At 67.1% G+C, this 22,770-nt stretch carries 21 protein-coding genes and 5 pseudogenes; 12 read left to right on the top strand and 14 right to left on the bottom strand.

Annotation, left to right across the window (positions count from 1 at the left end):
- Both ACFYZJ_RS35380 and ACFYZJ_RS35375 read left to right on the top strand, forming a co-directional pair.
- Nucleotides 1–2,607, top strand: a 2,607-nt coding sequence (locus ACFYZJ_RS35380) for a polymorphic toxin-type HINT domain-containing protein (RefSeq protein ID WP_388575354.1), incomplete at its 5' end; no start/stop codon positions are given.
- Nucleotides 2,608–2,643: 36 nt separating this feature from the next.
- Nucleotides 2,644–2,952: a hypothetical protein gene (locus tag ACFYZJ_RS35375; protein ID WP_265568930.1), complete on the top strand. Its 309-nt coding sequence runs from the start codon at nucleotides 2,644–2,646 to the stop codon at nucleotides 2,950–2,952.
- Between the two features lie 154 nt (nucleotides 2,953–3,106).
- Here the strand turns inward: ACFYZJ_RS35375 and ACFYZJ_RS35370 are convergent.
- Nucleotides 3,107–3,298 (bottom strand): annotated as a pseudogene (locus ACFYZJ_RS35370) (hypothetical protein); the annotation flags it as partial.
- Nucleotides 3,299–3,307: 9 nt separating this feature from the next.
- Nucleotides 3,308–3,541 (bottom strand): hypothetical protein, encoded by a 234-nt coding sequence (locus ACFYZJ_RS35365; protein ID WP_388575351.1) that lies wholly within the window; start codon nucleotides 3,539–3,541, stop codon nucleotides 3,308–3,310.
- 769 nt (nucleotides 3,542–4,310) lie between these two features.
- Here ACFYZJ_RS35365 and ACFYZJ_RS35360 point away from each other — a divergent pair.
- Complete coding sequence (locus ACFYZJ_RS35360; RefSeq protein ID WP_388575348.1) at nucleotides 4,311–6,059, top strand: recombinase family protein; 1,749 nt, start codon at nucleotides 4,311–4,313, stop codon at nucleotides 6,057–6,059.
- 83 nt (nucleotides 6,060–6,142) lie between these two features.
- On the opposite strand, the gene ACFYZJ_RS35355 is transcribed toward ACFYZJ_RS35360, so the two are convergent.
- On the bottom strand, nucleotides 6,143–6,292 hold the full coding sequence (locus ACFYZJ_RS35355; RefSeq protein WP_388575345.1) for a hypothetical protein: 150 nt from the start codon (nucleotides 6,290–6,292) through the stop codon (nucleotides 6,143–6,145).
- 582 nt (nucleotides 6,293–6,874) lie between these two features.
- Between ACFYZJ_RS35355 and ACFYZJ_RS35350 the strand changes: the two genes are divergently transcribed.
- Nucleotides 6,875–7,342 (top strand): hypothetical protein, encoded by a 468-nt coding sequence (locus tag ACFYZJ_RS35350; RefSeq protein ID WP_388575342.1) that lies wholly within the window; start codon nucleotides 6,875–6,877, stop codon nucleotides 7,340–7,342.
- Nucleotides 7,343–7,402: 60 nt separating this feature from the next.
- Here the strand turns inward: ACFYZJ_RS35350 and ACFYZJ_RS35345 are convergent, their stop codons facing one another.
- The gene (locus tag ACFYZJ_RS35345) at nucleotides 7,403–8,449 is read right to left on the bottom strand and encodes a NucA/NucB deoxyribonuclease domain-containing protein (RefSeq protein WP_388575339.1); all 1,047 of its coding nucleotides are present in this window, start codon (nucleotides 8,447–8,449) and stop codon (nucleotides 7,403–7,405) included.
- A gap of 508 nt (nucleotides 8,450–8,957) precedes the next feature.
- Between ACFYZJ_RS35345 and ACFYZJ_RS35340 the strand changes: the two genes are divergently transcribed.
- Nucleotides 8,958–9,086, top strand: coding sequence for a hypothetical protein (locus ACFYZJ_RS35340; protein ID WP_388575336.1), 129 nt, complete (start codon nucleotides 8,958–8,960; stop codon nucleotides 9,084–9,086).
- 9 nt (nucleotides 9,087–9,095) lie between these two features.
- Here ACFYZJ_RS35340 and ACFYZJ_RS35335 read toward each other — a convergent pair whose 3' ends face one another.
- From ACFYZJ_RS35335 to ACFYZJ_RS35325, 3 genes are all read right to left on the bottom strand, one after another.
- The gene (locus ACFYZJ_RS35335) at nucleotides 9,096–9,974 is read right to left on the bottom strand and encodes a hypothetical protein (RefSeq protein ID WP_388575368.1); all 879 of its coding nucleotides are present in this window, start codon (nucleotides 9,972–9,974) and stop codon (nucleotides 9,096–9,098) included.
- 246 nt (nucleotides 9,975–10,220) lie between these two features.
- A complete protein-coding gene (locus ACFYZJ_RS35330) occupies nucleotides 10,221–10,625 on the bottom strand; it encodes a nuclear transport factor 2 family protein (protein ID WP_388575334.1) in 405 nt (134 codons plus the stop codon).
- Nucleotides 10,626–11,366: 741 nt separating this feature from the next.
- Complete coding sequence (locus ACFYZJ_RS35325) at nucleotides 11,367–12,065, bottom strand: SMI1/KNR4 family protein (RefSeq protein ID WP_388575332.1); 699 nt, start codon at nucleotides 12,063–12,065, stop codon at nucleotides 11,367–11,369.
- A gap of 350 nt (nucleotides 12,066–12,415) precedes the next feature.
- On the opposite strand from ACFYZJ_RS35325, the gene ACFYZJ_RS35320 reads away from it, so the two are divergent.
- Together ACFYZJ_RS35320 and ACFYZJ_RS35315 are read left to right on the top strand one after the other, a co-directional pair.
- Nucleotides 12,416–13,275, top strand: a protein-coding gene (locus tag ACFYZJ_RS35320) for an IS5 family transposase (RefSeq protein ID WP_388575365.1) whose coding sequence is annotated in 2 segments (ribosomal slippage) — nucleotides 12,416–12,782 and nucleotides 12,782–13,275 — 861 coding nt in all. Because the reading frame shifts where the segments join, the coding sequence is not laid out codon by codon here.
- A 282-nt stretch (nucleotides 13,276–13,557) separates the two neighbouring features.
- Nucleotides 13,558–14,694 carry a hypothetical protein gene (locus ACFYZJ_RS35315; RefSeq protein ID WP_388575330.1) on the top strand — a complete coding sequence of 379 codons (1,137 nt, stop codon included), beginning with the start codon at nucleotides 13,558–13,560 and terminating at the stop codon, nucleotides 14,692–14,694.
- Nucleotides 14,695–14,926: 232 nt separating this feature from the next.
- Here ACFYZJ_RS35315 and ACFYZJ_RS35310 read toward each other — a convergent pair whose 3' ends face one another.
- From ACFYZJ_RS35310 to ACFYZJ_RS35285, 6 genes and pseudogenes are all read right to left on the bottom strand, one after another.
- On the bottom strand, nucleotides 14,927–15,025 hold the full coding sequence (locus ACFYZJ_RS35310) for a hypothetical protein (RefSeq protein WP_388575328.1): 99 nt from the start codon (nucleotides 15,023–15,025) through the stop codon (nucleotides 14,927–14,929).
- A gap of 19 nt (nucleotides 15,026–15,044) precedes the next feature.
- Nucleotides 15,045–15,257 (bottom strand): hypothetical protein, encoded by a 213-nt coding sequence (locus tag ACFYZJ_RS35305; RefSeq protein WP_388575326.1) that lies wholly within the window; start codon nucleotides 15,255–15,257, stop codon nucleotides 15,045–15,047.
- 419 nt (nucleotides 15,258–15,676) lie between these two features.
- Nucleotides 15,677–16,372, bottom strand: a complete 696-nt coding sequence (locus ACFYZJ_RS35300; RefSeq protein WP_388575324.1) for a type 1 glutamine amidotransferase domain-containing protein — start codon at nucleotides 16,370–16,372, stop codon at nucleotides 15,677–15,679.
- A 77-nt stretch (nucleotides 16,373–16,449) separates the two neighbouring features.
- Nucleotides 16,450–16,989 carry a YbhB/YbcL family Raf kinase inhibitor-like protein gene (locus ACFYZJ_RS35295; RefSeq protein ID WP_388575323.1) on the bottom strand — a complete coding sequence of 180 codons (540 nt, stop codon included), beginning with the start codon at nucleotides 16,987–16,989 and terminating at the stop codon, nucleotides 16,450–16,452.
- Nucleotides 16,990–17,191: 202 nt separating this feature from the next.
- The gene (locus ACFYZJ_RS35290; protein ID WP_388575321.1) at nucleotides 17,192–17,608 is read right to left on the bottom strand and encodes an ester cyclase; all 417 of its coding nucleotides are present in this window, start codon (nucleotides 17,606–17,608) and stop codon (nucleotides 17,192–17,194) included.
- Nucleotides 17,609–17,843: 235 nt separating this feature from the next.
- Nucleotides 17,844–18,202 (bottom strand): annotated as a pseudogene (locus tag ACFYZJ_RS35285) (helix-turn-helix domain-containing protein); the annotation flags it as partial.
- A gap of 279 nt (nucleotides 18,203–18,481) precedes the next feature.
- On the opposite strand from ACFYZJ_RS35285, the pseudogene ACFYZJ_RS35280 reads away from it, so the two are divergent.
- Nucleotides 18,482–18,601, top strand: a pseudogene (locus ACFYZJ_RS35280) (recombinase family protein); the annotation flags it as partial.
- Nucleotides 18,602–18,704: 103 nt separating this feature from the next.
- Nucleotides 18,705–18,788 (top strand): annotated as a pseudogene (locus ACFYZJ_RS35275) (IS5/IS1182 family transposase); the annotation flags it as partial.
- Nucleotides 18,789–18,962: 174 nt separating this feature from the next.
- Here ACFYZJ_RS35275 and ACFYZJ_RS35270 read toward each other — a convergent pair.
- Nucleotides 18,963–19,532 carry a TetR/AcrR family transcriptional regulator gene (locus tag ACFYZJ_RS35270; RefSeq protein WP_388575319.1) on the bottom strand — a complete coding sequence of 190 codons (570 nt, stop codon included), beginning with the start codon at nucleotides 19,530–19,532 and terminating at the stop codon, nucleotides 18,963–18,965.
- A 255-nt stretch (nucleotides 19,533–19,787) separates the two neighbouring features.
- Here ACFYZJ_RS35270 and ACFYZJ_RS35265 point away from each other — a divergent pair, with 255 nt between their 5' ends.
- The 3 genes and pseudogenes from ACFYZJ_RS35265 to ACFYZJ_RS35255 all read left to right on the top strand — a co-directional run.
- Nucleotides 19,788–21,197, top strand: coding sequence for a carboxypeptidase regulatory-like domain-containing protein (locus ACFYZJ_RS35265; protein WP_388575317.1), 1,410 nt, complete (start codon nucleotides 19,788–19,790; stop codon nucleotides 21,195–21,197).
- 223 nt (nucleotides 21,198–21,420) lie between these two features.
- On the top strand, nucleotides 21,421–22,332 hold the full coding sequence (locus ACFYZJ_RS35260; protein ID WP_388575314.1) for an NAD(P)H-binding protein: 912 nt from the start codon (nucleotides 21,421–21,423) through the stop codon (nucleotides 22,330–22,332).
- Between the two features lie 49 nt (nucleotides 22,333–22,381).
- Nucleotides 22,382–22,474, top strand: a pseudogene (locus ACFYZJ_RS35255) (IS5/IS1182 family transposase); the annotation flags it as partial.
- Between the last annotated feature and the right edge of the window lie 296 nt (nucleotides 22,475–22,770).

The following is a 22,770-nucleotide window of genomic DNA, read 5'->3' as shown; positions in this document are numbered from 1 at the left end:
CGCGAGGCGGCCCGCGCCGCCGACGCCGCCCAGGCACTGGCACAGGAAGCCGCCTCCGCCGCCGGAGAGGCCCGTGACGCCGCGAACGACGCGGCCACGCACGCGGAGAACGCGGCCAAGGCCGCCGACGACGCGGCCAAGCACGCGGGTGAGGCGGCGACCGCTGCGAAGCAGTCCGCCGCGCACGCCAGGGAGGCCAAGAAGGACGCCGACGTGGCCAGTGCGGCGGTCGCCAAGGCTCAGAAGGTCCACGACCTGGCCGTGCGTATCGACACCGAGCAGCTGACCGCCCGTACCAACGAGGCCATCGCCCGCGCCCGGGACCTCAAAGCGCAGGAGGACCAGCGCACCGCCGCCCAGCAGGTAGCCGTGCAGCAGGCCAAGGACCTGCAAGCCAAAGCGGCCAAACTGGCCGACCAGGCATCCCAGCCCGGCGCCGACCCGGCGAAGATCGCTCCCGAAGCCCGCAAGGTGGCCCTGGCCACCGCCAAGACCGGTCGGTCCTGGAGCCAGTCCGCCGCTCTCATGGCCCTGGCCGGCTCCGACCAGGACGTGACCGACTACGTCCGCACCGGCCGCCAGCAGGCCAGTGCCCAGGACGACCGTGAGAACATCCAGCAGCTGGCGACGCACGCCGGCTCCGCTGACGTACGCGCCGCCGCCGCCAAGGCGCTGGAGGGCGACGACTCGGCGGTGAGTACCTTCCTGGCCACCGGCCAGTACGAGGCCATGAAGCAGGACATGCGCCTTGTCGTCGCCCGGACCATCGCCAACGCAGGCCCGATCGAGCAGCAGGCCGGCCGCACCGCACTGAACACCGACACGACCGACGCCCTACGCCAGTTCATCACCACCGACGACTCCCAGGCGCGCACCCAGGACGAACGCGTCCGCGCCGCCCAACTCGCCGACACCAACAACAAAAACAACGGCCCCCAGGTCAGGGCCGCCGCCCGCATCGCCCTCGAAGGCCCCTCCGACCTGCTCCACGCCTTCATCACCGTCGGCCAGTACAAGGCCCAGCGGCAGGACCAACTGGGCGCCACCCACGAGCAGCAGATCCAGCAGCTGATCGCGCAGGCCGCCGGCATCGCCGCCACCGCCCAGAAGAACGCCGCAGAGGCGGCCAGGGCAGCAGCCAGAGCCGCCAGAGCCGACTCCGAAGCCGAGGGCTACCGCAGGCAAGCCGAAGCAGCCGCCAACGACGCCCAGAAGTACGCCACCCAGGCCAACGGCTACGCCACCCAGGCCGAACAGTCCGCCAAGGACGCCGCCGCCTCGGCCAAAACCGCCCGCAACGCACAGCAGAACGCTGAGAACGCGGCAGCCGCGGCCGTCACCTCCGCCGCCCGGGCTCAGTACTCGGCCACCGCCGCGCGCGGCTCCGCCGACTCGGCCTGGACAGCAGCCCAGCAAGCCCGTGCCTCCGCCACCGCTGCAGGGAAGGACGCCATCGCAGCCAACCAAGCGGCAACAGAGGCCTACCACACCGCTGTCGCCAAGCGGCAACAAGAGCAGGCCCGCTGGCGGCAGTGGTACGAGGAGCAACTGAAAAAGAGCCAACAGAAAGACGACGACAGCTGGGTACCGGACTGGCTCAAGAACACGGTCAACACGATCGGCGACTACGGGCAGGCAATCATCGAAAACCCCGACGTCTGGAAAGGCCTGATCGAGACCTTTACCAGTGTCGGGGCCGTGAACGAAGGAACTGACCTCACCATCGGAGGCGTAGCAGCCTGCTTTAGTGGTGCCGGCTGCCTGGTGGGAGCACCGGCCATCGCGTTCGGCGTCGCGACAGCGGGCGCGGGAATCTACGGAATCACCGACGGCATCAGCCGCTTCAACAACGGCCTCGGACAAGCCTTCCGTGAGGCCCAGCAAGAGGAACAGGGCGGCGCGGAAGAGAGCTGCAGTCAGTGCTTTATCGCCGGCACCAAAGTGCTCATGGCCGGTGGCTCGACAAAGAGGATCGAGGACGTTGAGGCAGGCGACAAGGTCGTTGCAACAGGCCCGCTCACCCAGAAGACCGAGCCCCACACAGTCACCCGTCTCATCATCACCGACGGCGACAAGCATTTCGACGAACTGACAATCGCTACACCAACTGGCCCACAGAAACTAACCGCCACCTACGAACATCCCTTCTGGAACGCATCGCAGAATCACTGGACGAAAGCCCGCGACTTGCGCCCTGGTTCCACCCTGTTGACCAACGACGGGAGCACGGTACGCGTACAGACAAACCGCGCCTTCGACCAGCGGGTACGCACCTACAACCTCACCGTAGAAAGCTTCCACACCTACTACGTGCTGGCAGGTTCGACACCGGTGCTCGTGCATAATGCAGGTTGTGACGAGTTCGCGGCCAAGCTCCAGAAGAAGATGGGAGGAGAGATCTGGACCATCACTCCGAAAGACAGACTCCCCAGCCTGGGCGATTACAAACTCGCCAACGAATCGTGGGGGCATCACACATTTCTCGTCAAGGATGATCGAGTATACGACCAGTTCACGGGACCCGACGGGATGCCCATCGAGCAATGGAAGACGGAATGGGCATATCCAGAGGACCACGAGTGGACCCTCGTCTCCCCGAATCCATAAGATTGGCGAACAGTGCGGGTAATAAAGCTTCAGGAAGTGCTCGACACACTGGAACGGCGTGTCGGGATGTACACGATGTCCCAGTCCTTCAGTGAGGTCTGCGCCTTTCTGGATGGATTCGACATGTGTTCGGGCGCGGCCACGATGAACGGATTCCGTGCCTGGCTGGGCAAGCGGGGGAGAGGACCGAGCGAACTCACCTGGTGGGGTCTGGTCTTGTGTGAGGTAGATCCCACGCTGAAGGTTTCAGATGTCCGCTCGTTCTCGCCTGCACAGAATGAAGAGGCAGTTTCGGCACTGTTCTCGCTGCTGCGGGACTACTTGCGGACGCTCGGCTCGGACTGACCCATATCAGCCAGTCAACGAAAACTACCCCTCCTGACGGCTGTTCGTCATCCAGAGAAGCTAGGATCTTTGACCCGTGAGGCCCTGCACCGCTCTCATAGCGCTGGTGCAGGGCCTCAAGCGACTGGTCGAGGAGATATTCGCCGCCCTGGACTCCGCGCCAGTCAATCCACGGGGCCCCTGCTACCTCCGCCGGGTCGATCTCCAGTCCGGCCCGGCGCAGGAACTCCGCGACGTCGACCACGCTGTGGGCCAGGCCGAGGGTCTCGCGGTCCACACGTACGCGCCGACCCCCCGTGGGCGACGGCGGATGCACGATCACGCGAATCGCGCAGCGGCCCCGCATTCCAGCGCGTCATCGATGAAGCCGCTCACTCACGTCCCCGTCCGAGCATCCCAGATCACACAGTTCCCGCCACGCCGCAGGGCCCGGCCGCTGCTGCTGCCAGTAGGGATGAAAGAACAGCTGAGCCGACAGCCAGTACAGACGCCGGCGCAACTCGGTACGGCCGGGCCGCTCGGCAAGCTGCCGGTAGGTGGCACTCCACTCCTGCTGCGCCTGGGCAAGGTCGTCAGGAAACGGTCGCATGACCGAATTCAAGCATGTGTTCGATTTCTCGGGCCAGCAAAGATGCCGTATCAGGTGGCGGAGGACAGGCCCTCGGCGCACCTCGGGCGGTATGGCTCGCCCCGACGTCGAACCGAGACCGCGGTGGCGAGTCATCTTTGAGCCCTCACCTGGGCAGGAGCGCCAAGTACCCGACCGGTCGCCACCGTCTCAGTTTCCGTCTCATTCACCGCCGTTCGCGGACGTTCAGACGAGACCAGCGGCCCACTCCCGCGCACCGACCATCCGCCCATGAACCCAGGTGAACGCCCCTGCACGCGCTCCAACACCTCACCATGAACCGCTCCGGGTCTGATGGAGGCTCGATTCCCTGAGAGGATCGAGTCATGGCACGTCCCAGCAGGCGCGCGTCTTGCCGCAGGCCATGACAGCGGGGAGTGTAAATCTAACGGCGGATCCGACGATCATGGGAGAGACGTCAAGTGACTGATACGCCGTGGAGTTGGAGACCGTGGAGCCTGTAGAGAGTGCCCAGTCCGGGCAGCCTGCGCCCGTGTCCGACGAGCAACTGGTCGCGATGCTGGTGGAGCGGGCCCGGTCGGAGGGGCTGCAGCTGACCGGGCAGGGTGGGCTGCTGCAGCAGCTGACTACAGTAACCAAGCCCGCCCCGAAGCCGGAGACGCCTAGCAAGGGCAGGCCCGCTGGCTCTTCTCGCCCATTCGAGGTACGACAGACCGCCGTATAACACCCGCAACACGCTCCACACCTCACCCCACGGGGGTCTCCGCACGTGATCCGTTTCGCCTTCGCCGGACGCTGTTCCACCGAGGACCTTCAAGATCCCGAAACCTCCAGAAACTGGCAGCTCACCCGCGCCCGAGCCCTCATCGAACCCACAGGAGGCCAGATCGTCACCGAATACTTCGACATCGGCCACAGCCGCTCCCTGCCCTGGCAACGCCGCCCCCGCGCCAACGAACTCCTCAAAGCCCTCCGCAACCCCAACCGCGGATTCGACGCGGTCGTGATCGGAGAACCCCAACGCACCTTCTACGGCAACCAGTTCGGCAACACCTTCCCCGTCTTCGTCCACTTCCACATCCCTCTCTGGGTCCCGGAGGTCGGCGGCACCATCGACCCAGACAACGAAGCCCACGACCTCGTCATGTCCGTCTTCGGCGGCATGAGCAAGGGAGAACGCAACCGCATCAAAATCCGGGTACGGACCGCCATGAGCTCCCAGGCCCAGCTCCAGGGCCGCTACCTCGGCGGGCGACCGCCCTACGGCTACCGGATCACCGACGCCGGCACTCATCCCAACCCCGCCAAGGCAGCCGCCGGACAGCAACTCCACAAACTCGAGCCCGACCCCGCCACTGCACCCGTCGCGCTGCGCATCTTCACCATGTACGTCGACGGCATGAGCGACGAGGCCATCACCCTCCGGCTCAACCACGACGGCATCCCCTGCCCCTCCGCCCACGACGCCGCCCGCAACCCACACCGAACGAAGAAGGCATGGCAGGCCGGCGCGGTCAGAGCGATCCTCCTCAACCCCCGCTACACCGGCCACGAGGTCTGGAACAAACAGCGCAAGGAAGAACGCCTCCTCGACATCGACGACGTCACCCTCGGCCACCGCACCACCATGGCCCACAACCCCAGCGCCGAATGGATCTGGTCCAACGAACCCGCACACGACCCGCTCATCACCACCGAACTCTTCGAAGCCGCCCAGCGCGCCCGCAGACAACGCGCCCGCGCCTACCAGCGGCAGGAACGCCCCAACCGGCGAAGCGAACGGCGTCCCTACGTCCTGCGAGGACGGCTGCGCTGCACTCTGTGCGGACGCAAGATGCAGCCCTCTGCCATCCGCGACCGCGTCTACTACCGATGCGAGTACAAGGAACAGGAAGCAGCGCTCTACCCCGGGCTCGACCACCCCCGCACCATCAACCTGCGAGAAGACATCATCTGCCGGGCACTGGACGTATGGATCGCCCGGGCCTTCGCCCCAGAGCGGCTCGCCGCCACCATCACCGCACTCAGCCAGGCCAGCATCGCGGCAAGCACCGCACAGCCCCAGACCCCCGAGCAGGCTCAAGCCCGCCAAGCTCTCAAGGAATGCGAGCGGCGTCTTGCCCGCTATCAGGCCGCCCTCGACTCCGGAGCCGACCCAGCCGTCGTCACCCAGTGGATCAACGACGCACAACGAGACAAGGACGCGGCACAGAAGAAGCTCGACGCACTACCCAGCGTCACCCGGCAGAAGGAACCACCCCTCACCACCGATCAGATCCGGGAAATTACTGAGAGACTCGGAGACATCGCTCAACGTGTCCAAGCCGCCGACGCCGAGAAGAAGGAGCCCCTCTACGACGCCCTGGGCATCACGATCACATACGACAACGCAACAAGGACCGCGACCGTTAGGTCGAGGCCCTCGCTTGCGTATCGTTATAAGGAGAAGGAGTGTCCGAGGGGGGAGTTGACGACTGACGATACGGTCTTGGTGGCACAAGGGAGACTCTCTCCCTGAGACTTCCGTCAGGGCGCGCCTCAGGAGCCGCTCTGGCCGGAGGCCGGCGGCGGGTGTCGGTGTCCCCGCCCAGGATCGCTGTCTCAGGCAGCAAGTGGCATTCGTCTGGTTTTGAGTGCGGCGGAGAGCGCCCCGACGATGACGAACGCGAGGATGAACTCCAGGGCGCCGAAGAAGAGCAATTCTGCCAGCCGATGCGGCAGGCCGTTTTCTGGACGATGGATAGCACCCACTCGGGGGCACCGAAGAAGGCTGCGGCGCGTCCTGGCCCGGGCTGCTCGCCGTCGCCGATCCGGCCGACCTCGACCGCGCATGGCTCGCCGAAGCGGCGCTGCACTCGGCCGAGACCCGCGCCGACCTCAAGGGCGCCTGCGACGCCCTGCAAGCGCTCGGCGCCGCCGTCCTGACGCCGCAGCAGCACAGCTGGCTGGCCGCGCTCGCCACCGGAGACCGCCGCCTAGTCGTCTCCGGCTCCGACCACGCAATGATCCGCTAGGACGAACAGCTGCGCGCCGCGCTGGCGTCCGTCATCAACCGGGCTGGCTGAGGCCCAGGTCTTCTCTTTCGGATCTTGTCGGATCAGCGCGCGTCGTTGGGCGCCTGGCTGGGCGTGCCAGCGAATCGTCCGCGTACTGGTGCTGACCCGGTTGGAGCGCAGCACCAGCTCGCGCAGCTGTCGGACGTGATCGACCACAGCCGTGGGGCCGGTGGGCAGCGGGCACTCTTCGGCCGGTTCTGTGCGCTGTGCGCCCAGCCGTGCAGGTCGAGGTCTAGCATCCAGGCGAAGGCGTGTCCGGTGAAGCGAAGGGGTGCTCGTGGCGCAGCTGGTGCGACGACAGCGCGTAAGCGCGTACGTGGGGTATTACGCGTTCGGGTTGCAGGAGTCCGACGACGCAGACTTGCCCGTTCCGTTCCCCGACGACTTCCACCGCGACGTTTTCCTCGGCACCCATCCCGGGCGTCTGGACATCACCAGCGGCGGCCACACCCACACCGCCACGGTGGACATCGAAGTGTGGGACGCAGCTCCGCCGCCGCAGGATCCTGCCGACTGGGACGAGCAGGCCGAAGCCGATTTCGACTCCACGAGCGGACAGCTTGCGGTGTGGTCCATGCACACGGGCCGCATGGACGACGTCATCACGCTGGCGGACTCGGGCGGCTCCTGGCGCGTGCGAGTCAGCTGTGCTGGCCGCGCCGAGGCCGCTGCCCTCTCGGAGCAGGAAGGCACCGGGGTCGGCGTGGAGCGCTACCTCATCCAGTTCTGGCCCGCCGACCTGTAGGAAGCGAAAATGCTTCGGCGGGGGCGGTCGCGCATCCACCCCCGCCGGGCAAGGATCAGATCAGTCGACGACGTTGACGATGAAGCCGTCTTCCAGTCCGTCGATGACGCGGTTCTTGGCGTAGAAGCTCTTCAGGATCAGGCCGCCGGCCTGGTTGTCGGCCTTGGCGATCGGCTTCACCGAGAAGTTGAACTTCTTGGCGTCCGGGTCGTACTGCGGTTGGGCGGCTCCTTCATAGGTGCTGGCGAAGGGGTACTCGTCGCACTCCTTGCCCCCGCTGGCGTAGTTGGGCCCCCAGTAGCGCTTGCACTGCTTGACCGCTTCAGACCGGTTCTTGTCGTTGCGCTCGCTGCTCACCGTGCGATGCAGCGGATCATCCACCGTCTGGCCGGGCACCTTCTTCGCCGACATGTACGGCTTGGTGTCCTGCGGGACGAGGAAGGCCTGTCGGATGTGCGCGGCTTCTGCCCGTTCTTCCGCTCCCTGCTTCGCGCTCAGGGTGAGCGTGGTGATGTAGCTGAACGTGGCGGAGCCCTTCTTGGCCGGATTGCCGCCGCCGGTGGAGTTGGCCAGGTAGGAGGCGGCGTCCCAGCGGGGTGCGAGCATGAACAGCTTGCCGCCGGTTGCGCCGCTGAGCTTCCAGGGCGCGGGGGCTGTGTAGGTCACGGCGGGCTCGTACACGGCGAAGATCAGGTCGGTGGTGCCGCTGCTGCCCTGCCCCGGGGCGGCCGTCACGGTCTGGTTGAAGGTGCCGGCCGCCTTCAGCTGGGCGAAGGTCCTGCTCCCTGCGGGCAGGTTGCCGCCGCGGGTGTAGCGCACCCGGGAAGGCCAGCTCTGGGGGACGTTCCCCTCCGTTGTAATGGGCATGGAGGGGGCGCCGGTCTCGCCGGCGGTGAGGAAGTCGGTGAAGTAGTACTGGAAGTTGATCGTGCGGCTGTTGCTCGGGATAGTGCCGATCACGCGAACGTTGAACATGCTCTCGCCGACCGGGCGGTTGTTCTGGAGCCAGGTCTGCAGGAACGACGCCCCGTCGCACACCGCGAAGCGTGACTTGACGAAGAACTTGTTGTCGCTGCCCAGGCCCTTCTTGCACTCATCGAAGGTCATCGTCCGGGCCGGCTCTGGAGCAGTCGCCTGCGGCGCCGCGGCAGACGCAGACCGTTCACCCGCCCCGTCCGGCACTGTCGGCGAGCCGGAGGCCCGCCGCGACAACGGAGCGTAGGCAGCGGCCGGTCCGACCGTCTCGGACGGCATCTGCGCCTGTGGCTCTGACGCGGCGGCTAGCTTCCGCAGTCGCGCCAAGCCGTCCCCGTTCTGCAACTGCTCAAGTGATGGCTTCGCCGCGCCAACAGGCAGCACATAGGACTCCACCCGCAACTCTCCGACGTCGTCCGCGCTCGCCATCGACGGTGTCACCGTGAAGACCGCCACCGTCAGCATCGCGACAGCAATCTGGCCGACGAGGCGTCTCACCCATCTGTTGTCCATGTAGTCGCACCCCCGAACTCATACAGCGCCGGGGCTGATGCCCGGCACCCGGTCGGAAGAACATCTACCGAACAAATGATCGATGTGCCCAGTGGCACGCCTGACATGGCGTGATAACAGCCGCACCATGGCTGAGATCACCACAATGACGGCAGCCAACCACGGCTGCCTCAACCCACTCAGACAGCGTCAGTTGCGCTGCTCGAACGGCGCAGTGAAGGAAATGGCCTCCCTCAAGCATGTGCACTGGTCGTGACCGAGTGACCTACTGGATGCTCCAGCGGCGCGGGTGGCTGGGGTCTTCGGGGCAAGCGAAAATGTTGAGTTCGCCCCAGCGGCCCACGGTGACCTGGGTCGGCGTGGCGGACCGGTGGGTAGGCAGGTCCTGTTCTTCCAGTGGCTTCCAGCTGCCGCTGCCGCCGTCCCATTCCGAGCTGTCAATGGTCAGCAGCAGGTGCATCGGTGTCGCGCAGGTCCGGCAGTTCATGGGGTACGGGTCGGTAGCGTGCCAGGAGGCGAACCCGCCGACGCGCCAGCCCGGTGGGAGGGACAGGTCGTACTGGTAGCTCACCGGCTCGGCGGCATCGTCGCCCTCCGACTGCTCGGCCGCCTCCTCCAGCGCTTCTTCCCAGGCGTCGATCCGGGCGCATAGGTCCTCCGGGAGGAGGCCGGCGAACGGGTAGGTGGCCACCTGTTCCGGGTGCAGCACGCACGGTTCGGGCACGTACCCCTCGAAGCCGACGACCTGCGGCTGCGGTGGTGAGGTCTGCACCTCGGTGACTTCCCACGACCGGCGCCAGCGCAGGTCGAGCAGCATGCCATGGCCGGTCGGGCCGTGGGCGTCGAAGGGGCACCAGAACACCTGAAGCAGATCGCAGTCGTCCGGCCCGGCCGGCAGGTCGGGAATGTCCCTCCTGTACAGCTGCGCAAGGCCGATCAGTGGCAGTGGTCCAATCGCAACAACCTCTGGCACGCGGTGTTTATAGCGTAGTTGCTCCAGCAGCCGCCGTTCTTCGTCCGTGGGGCCGGGGTTCGGTTCGCGGAGCCATGCGGAAGCCAGGATCTGCCGCTGCCGGTGGATGTCCGCCGGGCGTCGGCCACGCGCGTGGCTGTGAGGCTCGGTGCGCCGCAGGCTTCGCGTGATGCTACGGACCGTATCGTCGCTCCCCCTTCGCAGGGCCTTTGACGCTGGGCTTCGACGCCGGACGTTTCCCTCCGGCGCCGCCAGCCTGCTACCGGGCCTCCTGGCAGCTACCCGGACCGGACTTCCACCGGCAAGCGACGACGAGCTTACGAACAGCAAGAACACCGCTACGTCACGGTGTCACCTCCTGTTCTGCTGGGCGCACGGAAAGGGCTCACTGGCTGATCAGCCGAGTGAGGCCGAGAATCAGGCTCCGGCAATGGTTCGGCCAGGCATCGGCTCCGCGAGCGCGGCCCGCCAGGTCGGCGCGCCGAAGGGGTCGGCGAAGTACTGCGTCTCGTGCACCACGTGCTGGTCAGCGAATTTCATAATGCTCACTGAGTACGAAGGCACGCCGTCGTAGGTGATGATGCATTCACTCACCCATAGATTCGCGTGGCCCGTGATCCGCTGGACGGTGAAATGCCGGTCGGCCGGGTGCCCGCCGCGCTGCGCCAAAATCGTCGCGCGACCCCGGAATCGCTCTCCTGACTGCGGGTAGTCCAGGATCGCGTCCGTGGCGTAAATGGCATGCTCAGCTTCGATGTTCCCGCTTTCCGAGGCCCGCCAATGCTCCTCGATCGCGGCCCTGGTCCGGGACTCAGCATCCATGGCACCGCCCTTCTGTAGCGGTGCCAGCGTAGGCACTCCGGGCACAGCCGGGCCGGGGCCAGGCGGGCATGGGCTGCTAAGTCCTCCCTTTGGCCGGATCGGGGCAGCCCTTGTCAAGACTGCACGCGGCGGCTGACACCAGCGGCTGACACCAACAAGCGCGAACGACGGCGGCCGAGGCCGGACCCCAAAGGACGATCGACCGAGGCGCAGGGGCGGTTGGTCGACGTTGACAGACCCCCTTGATCGACCTGATAAGGATGAGGCCAGACCTCAAAGCATTCACGTCGTACAGGCGCTGTCCTCACCGTGGGGCGGCGCCCATCGCCTTGACTCGGTCATTGGAGCTCCCGGCCGAAGTCGCTACGCCGACCGCGTGCCCAAGGCACAGGTCGTGGCACGGAATTCGCCCTTGGCAGCGGGCGCGTTTGCCTGTCACGATCAGGCGTGATCAATCCTTCAAAGGTCATGAGATGGGCGGACATCCTCCACGACCTGATGGGCCTGGTGGCAGGCGCATTGTTGCTGGCGGTCGGGCTCAGCACCTACCGCGATGGAGGTTCCGTGGGCTGGGCCGTCGCGGGAGCAGCGCTGCTGGTCTTGAACAGCCTCTTGGTGGCCCGGCGTCGGCTCGCTCGCCGCAGGAAGACGGCCCGATCGCCGTAACGGCGCGCAAGCAGCCGTCCGTGCCCCCTGCGTGCCCGATAGGGCGGCAACCAGAGGGGAACTCCGGCGAACCCGTCAGGAACGCGCTGGTAGGCGTATCACCTGGTCGCCCCACGGTCGGAGACGTGATCTTCCAAACTGCTGTTCCAAGACCCGGACAGCAGCGCTTGACTGCGTCATTGAGGAGCCCGCCGAGGTTGCCGCGAGACCCTCGTGGCAATGAGCTGGGTGGCCGTCGGTCTCGGGCCAGTGCCAAGACTCGTCGTCCTCCAGCGCGAGGTGGCCCGGCACGCCGTCCTCAAGCTTGCCTTCGAGCCACATGCTCAGCCATTCACGGAGCATCAGGTCGCACTTGTGCCGCTCTCCCTGGTCCCACCACCACATCTGCCCCTTCGGGTGGCGGCAGTCGAGCATGGACCACGTGGCACAGCCGTGGTCGCAGAACAACAGCACCCCCTGAGGCCGGGCTGGTGGCGCTTCCGGATCCGGATCGGGCTCGTCGTACTGGAGGTACACCTCCAGCATGCTTGGCTCGTCGCTCGTGTATCCGTCGCGGAGCCCTTCGATGCCGCCGCAGGGACCGAAACCGCCGTTGGCTACCTCCGTGTAGAGGCGGCGGAGCAGAGGCGGGAGTGGGTAACCGATGATGCGCTCTGCCTCCGCCAGTGCCTCCGCAGATGCAGGGGCCGGCGTGAGCGGGCTGTCGCACCAGTCCGTTGGGCGCCCTGCCTGAACGCGGGCCTTGACAGCCGCCAGCACCTCGCCATCGGTCACGCTGATGATGATCGCAGATGCCTGTGCGGTGCAGCAGCGAAGTACAGCAACCATGCCGACTGGGGACAACCGCACACGCCCCCAGTGCCAGTCTGACCAGCCCACCAGACCTCAGCGACCTCCGTCCCCATGGTTCACATCGAGGGGGCACCGCGACGTCCCCCGGGCCGTCTCCGGGCCGTGCGAGGGTGCTCAACGACGACCAACGCTAACAACCACCGACAGTTCTAAGTCGCAGGTCGCAGCGTTGGTCAATCACACGGCCGCAGGTCAGAGACCCGGCCTGTCACTTCGTCTTGTTCTAGGGTCCGTCTTCAAAGATCATTTCGTGATGGATCATGGTGGGCGTGATACGCCGCCATGAACTCACCGACTCTGAGTGGGAGTTGCTCGCTCCACTGATACCGCGAGCCGTAACGGGCCGACCTCGCGTCGAGGACCGGAAGATCATCAACGGCATGGTCTACAAAATCCGCACCGGGATCTCCTGGCGCGACCTGCCACCCCGTTACGGCCCGTGGAAGACGGTGTACACCCGCTTCCGCCGCTACGCCCTGGACGGGGTGTTCACCCGAGCCCTGCAGCAGATCCAGGCCCAGGCCGACACAGCCGGCGACATCGACTGGCTGGTCCAGATCGACTCCACCGTCGTCCGCGCCCACCAGCACGCCGCCGGCACCGGCCGAAAAGGGGGAACCACCACTCGGACGAACCGGACGATCACGCCCTCGGCCGATCCCGAGGAGGACTGACCACCAAAATTCACCTCGCCTGCGACGGCAAAGGACGCCCGCTCGCCATCCTCCTGACACCGGGCCAACGTCACGACAGCATCTGCGCACGCCCCCTGCTGGAACGGATCCGCGTCCCCCGCATCGGCCCCGGCCGACCGCGCTGCAAGCCCGACCAGGTCGTTGCAGACAAGGCCTACAGCTCCCGCGGTTTCCGCGCCTACCTGCGTCAACGCGGCATCGCGCACGTCATCCCCGAGAAGACCGACCAGCGACGGCACCGGCACAACCGCGGCCGTCACGGCGGAAGGCCGCCAGGATTCGACCAGGAGATCTACCGCCGACGCAACATGATCGAGCGCTGCTTCAACCGGCTCAAAGGCTTCCGCGGCATCGCCACCAGATACGAGAAGACCGCCACCTCCTACGAAGCGGCGGTCACACTCGCGTCATTCCTGCTCTGGGCAAGATCCGTTTGAAGACGGACCCTAACTAGGCCAGAGCTGCGCCCTCGGGCCGGCCGGACATCTGGCGATCTCACGTGCGGCCGGGCCGGCGCTGGCGGCAGGAACGGGACGTCGCCCTGCCGACCGCGGGTCGGACGACGGAATCGACCGCTCGGCCGAATCTGCTGCTGTGCCCGGGTGAGAAGGACTTGCGGCTCGCTTGAAGAGGTGAGGGAGGCGGCTTTGCTCGCAGCGTCCGGGACACGGACGAGGGGCCGTCCGTGCTCCGGCGGTCCCCGCACTTCAAGGAGAGCCATGCGATACACCACACTTCCTGGCATCGCGGCGTTCGCCGCCCTTCTCGCCAACGGCGTGAGCGCGGCACCGGCCATCGCGCAGACGGGGACCCCGGTGACATGCGACACCACGGCGCTGACCACCGCGATCGCCACCGCGCCGGCCGGATCCACGCTCGTCCTCGCCCGCCACTGCACCTACCACCTGCACACGGCCTACCTCGGCGATGACGGGCTGCCCGCCATCAACAAGCAGCTCACCATCCAGGGCCGTGACGCCACGATCGTCCGCGACGGGCAGACGGCCAGCGTCTTCCGCATCTTCCACGTCACCTCGACCGGTGACCTCCGGCTCGACGACGTCACCATCCGGGGAGGCAACGCGCCCGATGACGGGGGAGGCATCCTCGTCGACAAGGGCGGCAAGCTGAAGCTCAGCGACGCCACCCTCGACAACAACACCGCCGCGGTCGACGGAGGCGGCGTCGATGTCGACTCAGGTGCCACGGCGGACATTACCCGCACTCAGTTCACCTTCAACAACGTGGGCACCAGAGGTGGCGGCCTGCAGTCGGACGGCACCGTCACCACCGACGGCGTCGTGTTCTCCCGTAACTTCGCCGGTGTTGAGGGCGGCGCCATCGACCACGACAGCGGTGACGCGGTCTACCGCAACACCACTCTCAAGGACAACACCGCCAGCGATTACGGCGGCGGCATCGACATCGACGGCGGCACCGTCCAGTTCATCAACGGCAAGATCCTCAACAACACCAACACGGATTCGTACGGCGGCGGGATCTATAACGGCGCCACGCTGACCCTCATCCGGACGGAGGTCTCCGGCAACGTCGTCGGAGGCTCCACCGGCGAGGGCGGCGGCATCTACGAAAGCGGAGGCACCCTGGTGGTGCGGGACAGCAAGATCAACCGCAACAGCGCGAACGGTCCCGGCACTTCGCAGGCGGGCGGCATCTACAACACCACCGGTGCGGTCACGCTCGACGACAGCGAGGTCGACGACAACGCCTCCACCGTCGCACCCGGAGGCGTGTGGACCGACACCCCGTTCGACGTGAACCGGTCGGAGATCCGGCACAACACCCCCACCAACTGCGCCGGCAGCTCCGTCAACATCACGGGCTGCGTCGGCTGACCCGTCAACCCGGCGGCAAACCGATCACAGCCAAGCGTGCCTCGACGAAGGACCCGCGTGTGCCGCCACGCGGGTCTCGTCCACCGCCGCCCGTCAACCGGAGGGGCCCGGACGAATTCCTTCATGCCCACCCGATGTGATTCCAGTTCTTCGACTACTGATCGAGCCAACCACGCTTGATTCGCCCATTGAGCTTCCACCGACCGCGTGGGTAACCCTGGCTTCGCGGTGATCAGCGCTCCCAGTTTTCCTCGCCACCAGGGCCGACCACGATCGGGTCGACTCCGTGCCCGCTCAGATGCCAGGACTCGAACTGCGGGTCAGAGCCCACCCAGAGCCCTGCACCGCCTTCAAAGTCGATGACCAACACACCGCGGTCGCGGACATCGAGCAGGGGCGAGGCTCACACCTGTGCCAGGGTCCAGCTCATGCCACTCGCCAGCAGCGTCCCGGAAGAGAAACGGCGTCTCCAATACCAGCTCGGCATCCAGTCGGTACCCCTCGTCCGGGCCCAGGGCACAGAAACTCAGCCGAACCTGCTGATCAAACGCTGTGCGCTCCACTCGCGCACCGATCAACGCCGTAGGAATTGTCAGCAAGCCCCGTGATCAAGGTCACGGTGCGTGCCACAAGCGTGCCAGAACGAGCGGGGAGCCACGGGGAATCACAGTGACGAACGGCAAGCCCAAACGAGATCGGCCCCCGACCAAACTTGCTGGTCAGGGGCCGATTCCCACAAGCGTGGCGGCGCCAGGATTCGAACCGGGGAAGGTAGAACCGGCAGATTTACAGTGGGCCTTGTCCACCTTCTCTAACCTGCGGGGTCCCATGGCTCAGCATTGTCGGGGGCTACCTGGGGGAATCGGAGTCTGGCGAACTTGCCGGGCGCACACCCGATGAACAGGTTGGAGAGAAGCGCCGAATCGACCGCAGGCGGTTCTCAGCCGCACAACTCCGGCTACGCCAAGGACTTCGAGTGTCCTCACTTGAGGATTTGCAGCAGGCGATCCGCCAGAACCGCCGCCGAGTGAGGGTTCTGCCCGGTGATGAGGTTGCGGTCCTCGACCATGTACGGCTCCCACATGGGACCGCGGCTGTATTCGACGCCCACCTTGTCCTTCAGCTCGTCCTCGAGCAGCCAGGTTGCCCTGGATGCAAGGCCTACGGCTTCCTCCTCTTCGTTGGTAAAGCCCGTCACGCGGTAGCCCTTGAAGGGCGATTCGCCGTGAATCCTGGTGGCCAGGAGCGAGGCGGGAGCGTGGCACACGATCGCCAACGGCTTACCGGAGGCGAGCTGGGCCGTCAGCAGCCGGCCGACGTCGGCGTCGTAGGCCAGGTCCGACATCGGGCCGTGGCCGCCGGGCAGGTACACCGCGTCGTAGTCCTCCAGGCGGACGTCCGACAGCTTGAGCGGCCGACGCATCGCTTCCGCGGAACGGATGATCTCCTCCAGCTCCAGAGCCCCCTCCTCGCCTCCGGCCATGGAGGGACGCAGGCTCATCATGTCGACGTTCGGGGTCACACCGCCCGGCGTCGCGACCGCGACCTCATGGCCGGCGTCCGTAACCGCCTTGTACGGCATCGCGAACTCCTCGGCCCAGTAGCCGGTCGCATACCTGGTGCCGTCCTTGAGCACCCAGTAGGTAGCCCCACTGACGATGAAGAGTACTTTCGCCATCGATCTTCGCCTCCTCGCCCCACCTGACTCGCCGGGGACTCGGTTTCTTTCTTTCTCGCTCGCAGCCTTGCTCCGCATCAGACCGGAATCCCGAACACCGGCGTGAGCCTGGCTCGTGCCAGGCCGTGGGCCACGAGCCGGAATCCGAGCCATGCGGGGATCGCCTCCGTGGTGATGTCGAGACGGGGCGTGTCCAGCACATGAACGACGAACATGTACCGGTGAGCGGCCTCCCCGGGCGGGGGTGCCGCGCCGAGGAACCCGTGCCGACCGGCGTCGTTGGCGAGCATTCTGGCCCCGGCGTACAGCCTCTTTCCGTCGGCGTCGCCCGCACCGGCAAGCAGTTCGTTCACCGACGCGGGGATGTCATAGACCGCCCAGTGCCAGAAGCCGCTGACCGTCAACGCGTCCGGGTCGAAGCAGGTGACCGCGAAGCTCAGCGTCTCGGCGGGATGGCCGTTCCAGGCCACGTGCGGGGAGATGTCCTGGCCCGGACCCCCGAAGATGGCACTGGTCTGTGCCACGTCCAGCGACTTCCCGTCGGCGACGTCGGCACTGCTCAGCTCGAACGACGGCACCGATGGCAGCAGATCGTATGTGTCAAAAGGCTTGGACATGCCCGTCTCCTATACCAAGCCGCCGCGGCAGTCCCGACGGATTCCGACGGCCGGCCGCCGCGTTCCCACCCCCTTACAGACACAGGGCGAGGCCTGAATCGGCAGCGGGTCCTGGCCGCGCCGGCGGCCAGGCTCAAGTCGTCAGTTGCGTCCATCACGACCGGCCCGACTGGCGCCAGCGGGCAGTGAGGCAGCGGATGGGTCATGCGTCGACCAGGCCGAGCTGACGCAGCATGCCGAGTTCGTCGCTGCTGCCCCAGCGCTCGACGAGCTTGCCGTCGCTGTCGAAGCGGCTGATCTGCATGCCGCGGTAGCTCACCTTCTTGCCGGTCGCCGACCGTCCCATCAACGGTCCCAGATGCGTCCCGCTGATCATGTAGGCGAAGGCCACCTCGTCGTCGGTGGCCAGCAGGTGTTCCACCTCGACGTGCAAGTCGGGGAAAGCGGCTCGCAGCTCGTTGAACATGGCTTTGTAGCCTTCGGCTCCCTGGGCCTGTCCTGGAGCGGGGTCATGATCGACAGAATCGGGCGCGACGATGTCGTCGAGGGCGTCGAGGTGCCCGGTGACCACGGCCTCTGCGAATGCGGTCTGTGCGGCGATGTTCGCTTGCTGCGCCATGGGCACTCCCGGGCGTGTACGGGACACCGGCTCGTTCGCCGGCTTAGAGGTCCGCACCTACGCCGTATATCGACCGTACATCCGACGCTCCCAGGCAGCATGCCTGGACGGCAGGCCTGCGCCTCCGCCCGGAGCGGGGCCGCCGGTCCCCAGCGCGGTGACCCGGCGCATGCCCGCGAGGCACCGACCGTGACGATCGCGCAGATGCTGCACCGGCACGGCTTCAGGCGCGATTGTGGAACCGGCGCCCGATCAGCCTCTTTATCCGCGCGAGCGTCCACGTCTGGTCCGGCCAGCCGTGCGCGACCGGCCCCTTGGCGAGCTCCTGCTCGAGCACGCTCTCCGGCCTCCTGGCCGGCTTGCTCATCCTGTCCGCAGGGGCTGCGCCCACGCTGCCAGCAGCCGAATGCAGACGAGTGACCTGTAGGTGGCTAGGGGCCGTGACACGGGCCCGGCAGAGCGCAGCCCCTCGGTACCGGCGTCGTGCCAGGCTCGGCGCCAGCGCTGCACCGAGCGCACACTCACCCGTAAGTCCTTGGCGACCTCGGCGTTGGAGGCAGCCGCAGCGAATCGCTCCGCAGCCTCCAGCCGGATCCGCTAGCGAAACGCCTGCGGTTCAGGCGTCAGCCAACCACCTTGCGGATATCTCACACAATCGGCATGCCGCGACGATCACACATCGTCAGCCCTCAACGCCAGATGGGTGCAGACCTGCCGTAGAGAGCTGCTGGACCGGACCCTGATCTGGAACGGGGCATCACGCCTCCCCTCCCGCCGTCACGCCTTCTTGCCTTCCTTCGTGCCCGGAGGCGACATCCCGTGGCACCGGGTCGGCCCGGGCCAAACCGCGGGTCCCAGCGGACCCGGTGGTAGATCTCGTCGCTGGTTCGCGCCCGCAACCCGCACCGCACGAAGAGGGCATGGCAGGCCGGTGCGGTCAGAGCGATCCTGCGCAACCCTCGCTACACCGGCCACGAGGTCTGGAACAAACAGCGCAAGGAAGAACGCCTCCTCGACATCGACGACGTCAGCCAGTGCTCTCGGCATGGCGCTTCGAGCGCCGTGGCAGGGCCCTGGACTTCGGCCGGCAACCCGAGCACGAGACTACGAGACTCTGTCCGCCCGCTCCGAAGCCATGATCCACCTTGCCATGACCGACCTCATGGCCCGCCGGCTGACTCCTTTACCTCAGCTCAGCCAAGGCGGTGGTCTGCAGGTCGTACGCCCTGGTCTTGATCGGCTGCACCACCAAGCGGGGCGCCATCCATGGACCAACCCGCAGGACCGGACTACCAGCCCTGCTTCGCGAGTGCCGGGGTGATACCGAGGCCCCGAAGTGGTCGGGGGCGCAGGCTCAGTCGGCCGTCGTGGCCGCGTCCCTGATGAGGCGGCGGGCGGCCGCGTCGGTACGGGCGACGTCATGGGTCACCAAGCGGTCCTGGCACAGACCGCGCAGGCCGGAGACGAGGAGCGTGGCCGCTGTCCGCGCCTGCTGTGGCGGGTGACCCAGCCGGACGTAAGCCGCGGCGATGGGGCCGATCATGACCTCGACGGTCTCGGCCGCGATGTCGCCGTACTGCTCGGGATCGGTGGCGGCCAGGCTGAGCAGCTGCAGCAGCATGCGGACCGGCCCGGACTGCTCCCCGACGGTCATCGCCTCCCACAGGGTATGAGCCGCCTTGCGCAGCCCCGCGCTGTCGCGGACGTCGTCGAACATCGCGTGCGCGTCGGGACGGCAAGCAGCCAGCGCCTGGGCCAGCAGGTTCTCACGGCTGCCGAAGTAGTACAGAAGCATGCGCTTGGTGGTGCCGATCGACTCGGCGAGCGGACTCAGCGACATCTGCGCGACGCCGTGGTGCTGGAGGTGGTTCACCACCTGCTTCAGCAGCTCGGCGCGCTTCTCGGCGTTGACGGGGCGAGACACGCTTTGACTGTACCGACCGGTACACGTAAGGTCCAGCAGACGTAAATGTTCCGATCGGTACGTTAATCGAGGTGGCGCCATGGCGACGGTCAGGCGCGGCACAGCCGAGGGAGGCGCCGTGAAACTGGTTGGATCGCGAACAGTGAGGGACCACCGGTACCGGAGAGGCGGCCAAGTGGTGACCGGGGATCCGGTCGGCCGAGTGTGCCGCGGTCTCTGCGGCATGGCCCGCCGTGGCGGCCAGGGGGTGGTCCTGTGAAACACCGGATCGCGCGTCCCCGGGGCATATCGGTGGCCAGAGTCCTCGTCGAGACCCTCACGATCCCGGCAGCGCTCTTCCTCGGCCTGCTGTTCAGCTTCCCCATGGCCTTCCACCAGCCTCAGCCCCATCACGCCAAGCTCGTGATCGCCGATCCCGCGGTGGAATACAGGGTCGAGACCGCACTGCAGCGGCAGCATCCCGGCGGGTTCGACGTCACCGCCGTCCCGGACGCCCGGGCAGCCCGCCGGGCGGTGCTGGACCGGGACGCCGCGGCAGGCTTCGCCGCCACGGGCAGACATGCCGTGCTCTACGTGGCCAAGGCCAACGGCGCGTCCCTCGAGCAGGCGCTGACCAAGGGCTTCACCCAGCTCGCGGCGCACAACCAGCAGAAGCTCACCGTCACGGACGTAGCCCCCACGGTCAGCAAGGACGGGTCCGGCGCGACCCTGGTCTACTTCGGGATCGCCTGGAACGTCCCCGGCTACATACTCGCCACGACCCTGCTGCGGGCGGTGACCTTCAACCGGCGCAACAAGCTCATCACGGTCGCGGGCGCCGCCGGCCTCTTCAGCGCCGTGGGTTTCTTCGTCGGCGTGGGACTGGGCTTCTTCCCCAACGACCCCGCGGCCCTGGCGATCGCCTTCCTGCTCACCACGGCCGTGGCCACGTTCTCCCTCGGCATGGCGCCCTTCGTCAAGCACTTCTTCCCCCTGGCGGGTCTGGGTCTGTACGTCGTGCTGAGCGTTCCCTCCAGCGGCCTGGTCCCCGTCCAGCTGCTGCCGGGGTTCTTCCAGGCCCTGCACGCCGTCATGCCGCTGGGCAACGCGGTCGACGCCCTAAGAGGAATGCTGTACTTCGACGGCGCCGGGGTGCTGAAGCCGGTCCTCGTCCTGTGCGGGTGGATCACCGCGGGTACGGCGCTGCTGGGCCTCGACGCCTGGCACCACCGCCGCATGGCCGTACGACGGGGAGCGCAGGACGAGCCGCAGGACATTCCCGAACCGCCGGTGGAGGACCCCTCCCTGGAGATGCCCACACCCACCGCGCTACCGGTCCACCCCCACCACTTCGGCGAGCCGTTGCCGATGCTGGAGGGCACCGTCTACGACAGCGAACAGCAGCCCGTCCGCCATGCCGCGGTGACCGTCATGGACACCGGCGGCCGGCAGTTGGTGCGGACCACGACGAACGCGCGCGGCGAGTACGCCGTGACCGGACTGCCCGAGGGATACATCAGCGTCGTCGTCTCGCACCCCGGCCGAGACCCCCTGGTCCACCAGAAGCTGCTGCAGTCCGGTGTGGCCGTCCGGGCCGACTTCACCCTGCACGACCGGCGCAACGGCACATCAGTCCGCGCGGGCGCTCAACGCCTCGACCTCGGACACGCGAGACACGGCTCCTGAGACCACACGGATGGCGCCAGCCGGGGCCGACGAGGTCGATGCGCCCTGCTCGATGCACACCGCGACGATCTTGGTTTCCCGGGAAGCCGCCGCGCCGCGTGGCGGTGGCCCCGGCGCCATCGCACGGCTGGAGGATGCGGCCGAAACCATCGCTCTCTTTGCTGGACGTAATCGGAAAACAAGAACGCCGGGATCGGCAGCGGCCCGGGCTGGAGGGAAACCCATGTCTGACAAGAATCACGCCACGGTGGCGGTCACCGGGGTGACCGGTGCGCTCGGCAGCCGGATCGCGGCCCGACTCGCCGACCACGGCGTTCCGCAACTCCTCGTCGGACGTAGTCCCGACCGCATGCCCGAACTGCCAGGCGCCCAGCGACGCGGTCCGGCCGCCTACGCCGACGCCGCAGACATGCGCAGGGCGCTCGAGGGCGCGTCGACCCTCATCCTGGTCTCCGGACACCGTACGGGTCGCCGGCTGGAAGAACACGCCACCGCGGTCGAGGCCGCGATCGCGGTCGGCGTGGGCCGGGTCCTGTATATGTCCCTCGTCAGCGCGGCGCCCACCGCCACCTACCTCAACGCCCGTGACCAGTGGCTGACCGAGCAGTTCCTGGCAGGGACCGGGATCCGCCACACAGTGCTCCGGGCGGGCTTCTACGCGGCGACACCTGCCGCCCTCGCCAACGAGGAACTTGTCGTAAGCGGTCCTGCGCCGACAGGCCGGGCCGCCTTCGTCGCCCACGAGGACCTCGCCGACGTGATCACAGCCGTCGCCATCGAGGACGGTCCCCGCTCCGAGCACGACGGCGCGACCCTGGAGATCACCGGGCCCGAGGCCCTGACTCTCGACGAAGCTGTCACCCGGATCGCCGCAGCCACCGGTCGGCCCTACCGCTACGAACCCGAGACCCTCGAGGAAGCCTTCGCACGGCGATGGCGACTGGGCATGAGCGGGGAACAGATCGAGACCTGGATCTCGTGGTATCAGGCGATCGAGAGGGGCGAGCTTTCCGTGGTCACCGACGTGGTTCCTCGACTCACCGGCTCACCGGCGACCCCGATTTCGAACGCAGCCTGGTGGCCCGCGCCGAACACCGCCCGGGGTACTGCTGAGTTGAGGCGAAAGCGAAGCTAAGGCGGTGCCCTGTGTGGTGAGGCGGTCGTTGGGCTGTGCATGGAGCGGGGTGAGTTGGGTTGTGCCGGACGGTCTATTGGGGATCGCAAAGCCGCTGATCCCGCGGTCGAAGGTGCGGCCTCAGGGTGGCGGGACGCACGACAATCGACGGTGCCGCGAAGTGCTCACGCAGGTGGTCGGCGGCGCGCACGAGATCGTCGGAGCTGAACCTGCTGCCGGCGAAGTCGCCCCGGGCTCCCCGACGCCGGCGAGATTCGCATTGAGGACCGCGATTCCGTGTCCGGCCAGCTCCTGACGGATCCGGGCGGCCGTCAACCAGTCCCTGCCGCACGTAAAAAGCAGGGGCGAATACGGCGTACGCCCACGGCGTCCCCTCAGGAAGGCCCAGGCGAGCGCCTCGGAGCTCTGTTCATCAGTGCGTGTAGGCATGCTGCAGTA

It is taken from the genome of Streptomyces sp. NPDC001848, from assembly GCF_042891915.1.
Classification (GTDB): domain Bacteria; phylum Actinomycetota; class Actinomycetes; order Streptomycetales; family Streptomycetaceae; genus Streptomyces.
The sequence above is the reverse complement of the archived record's forward strand: the minus strand, read 5'-3'. Positions and strand labels throughout refer to the sequence as shown.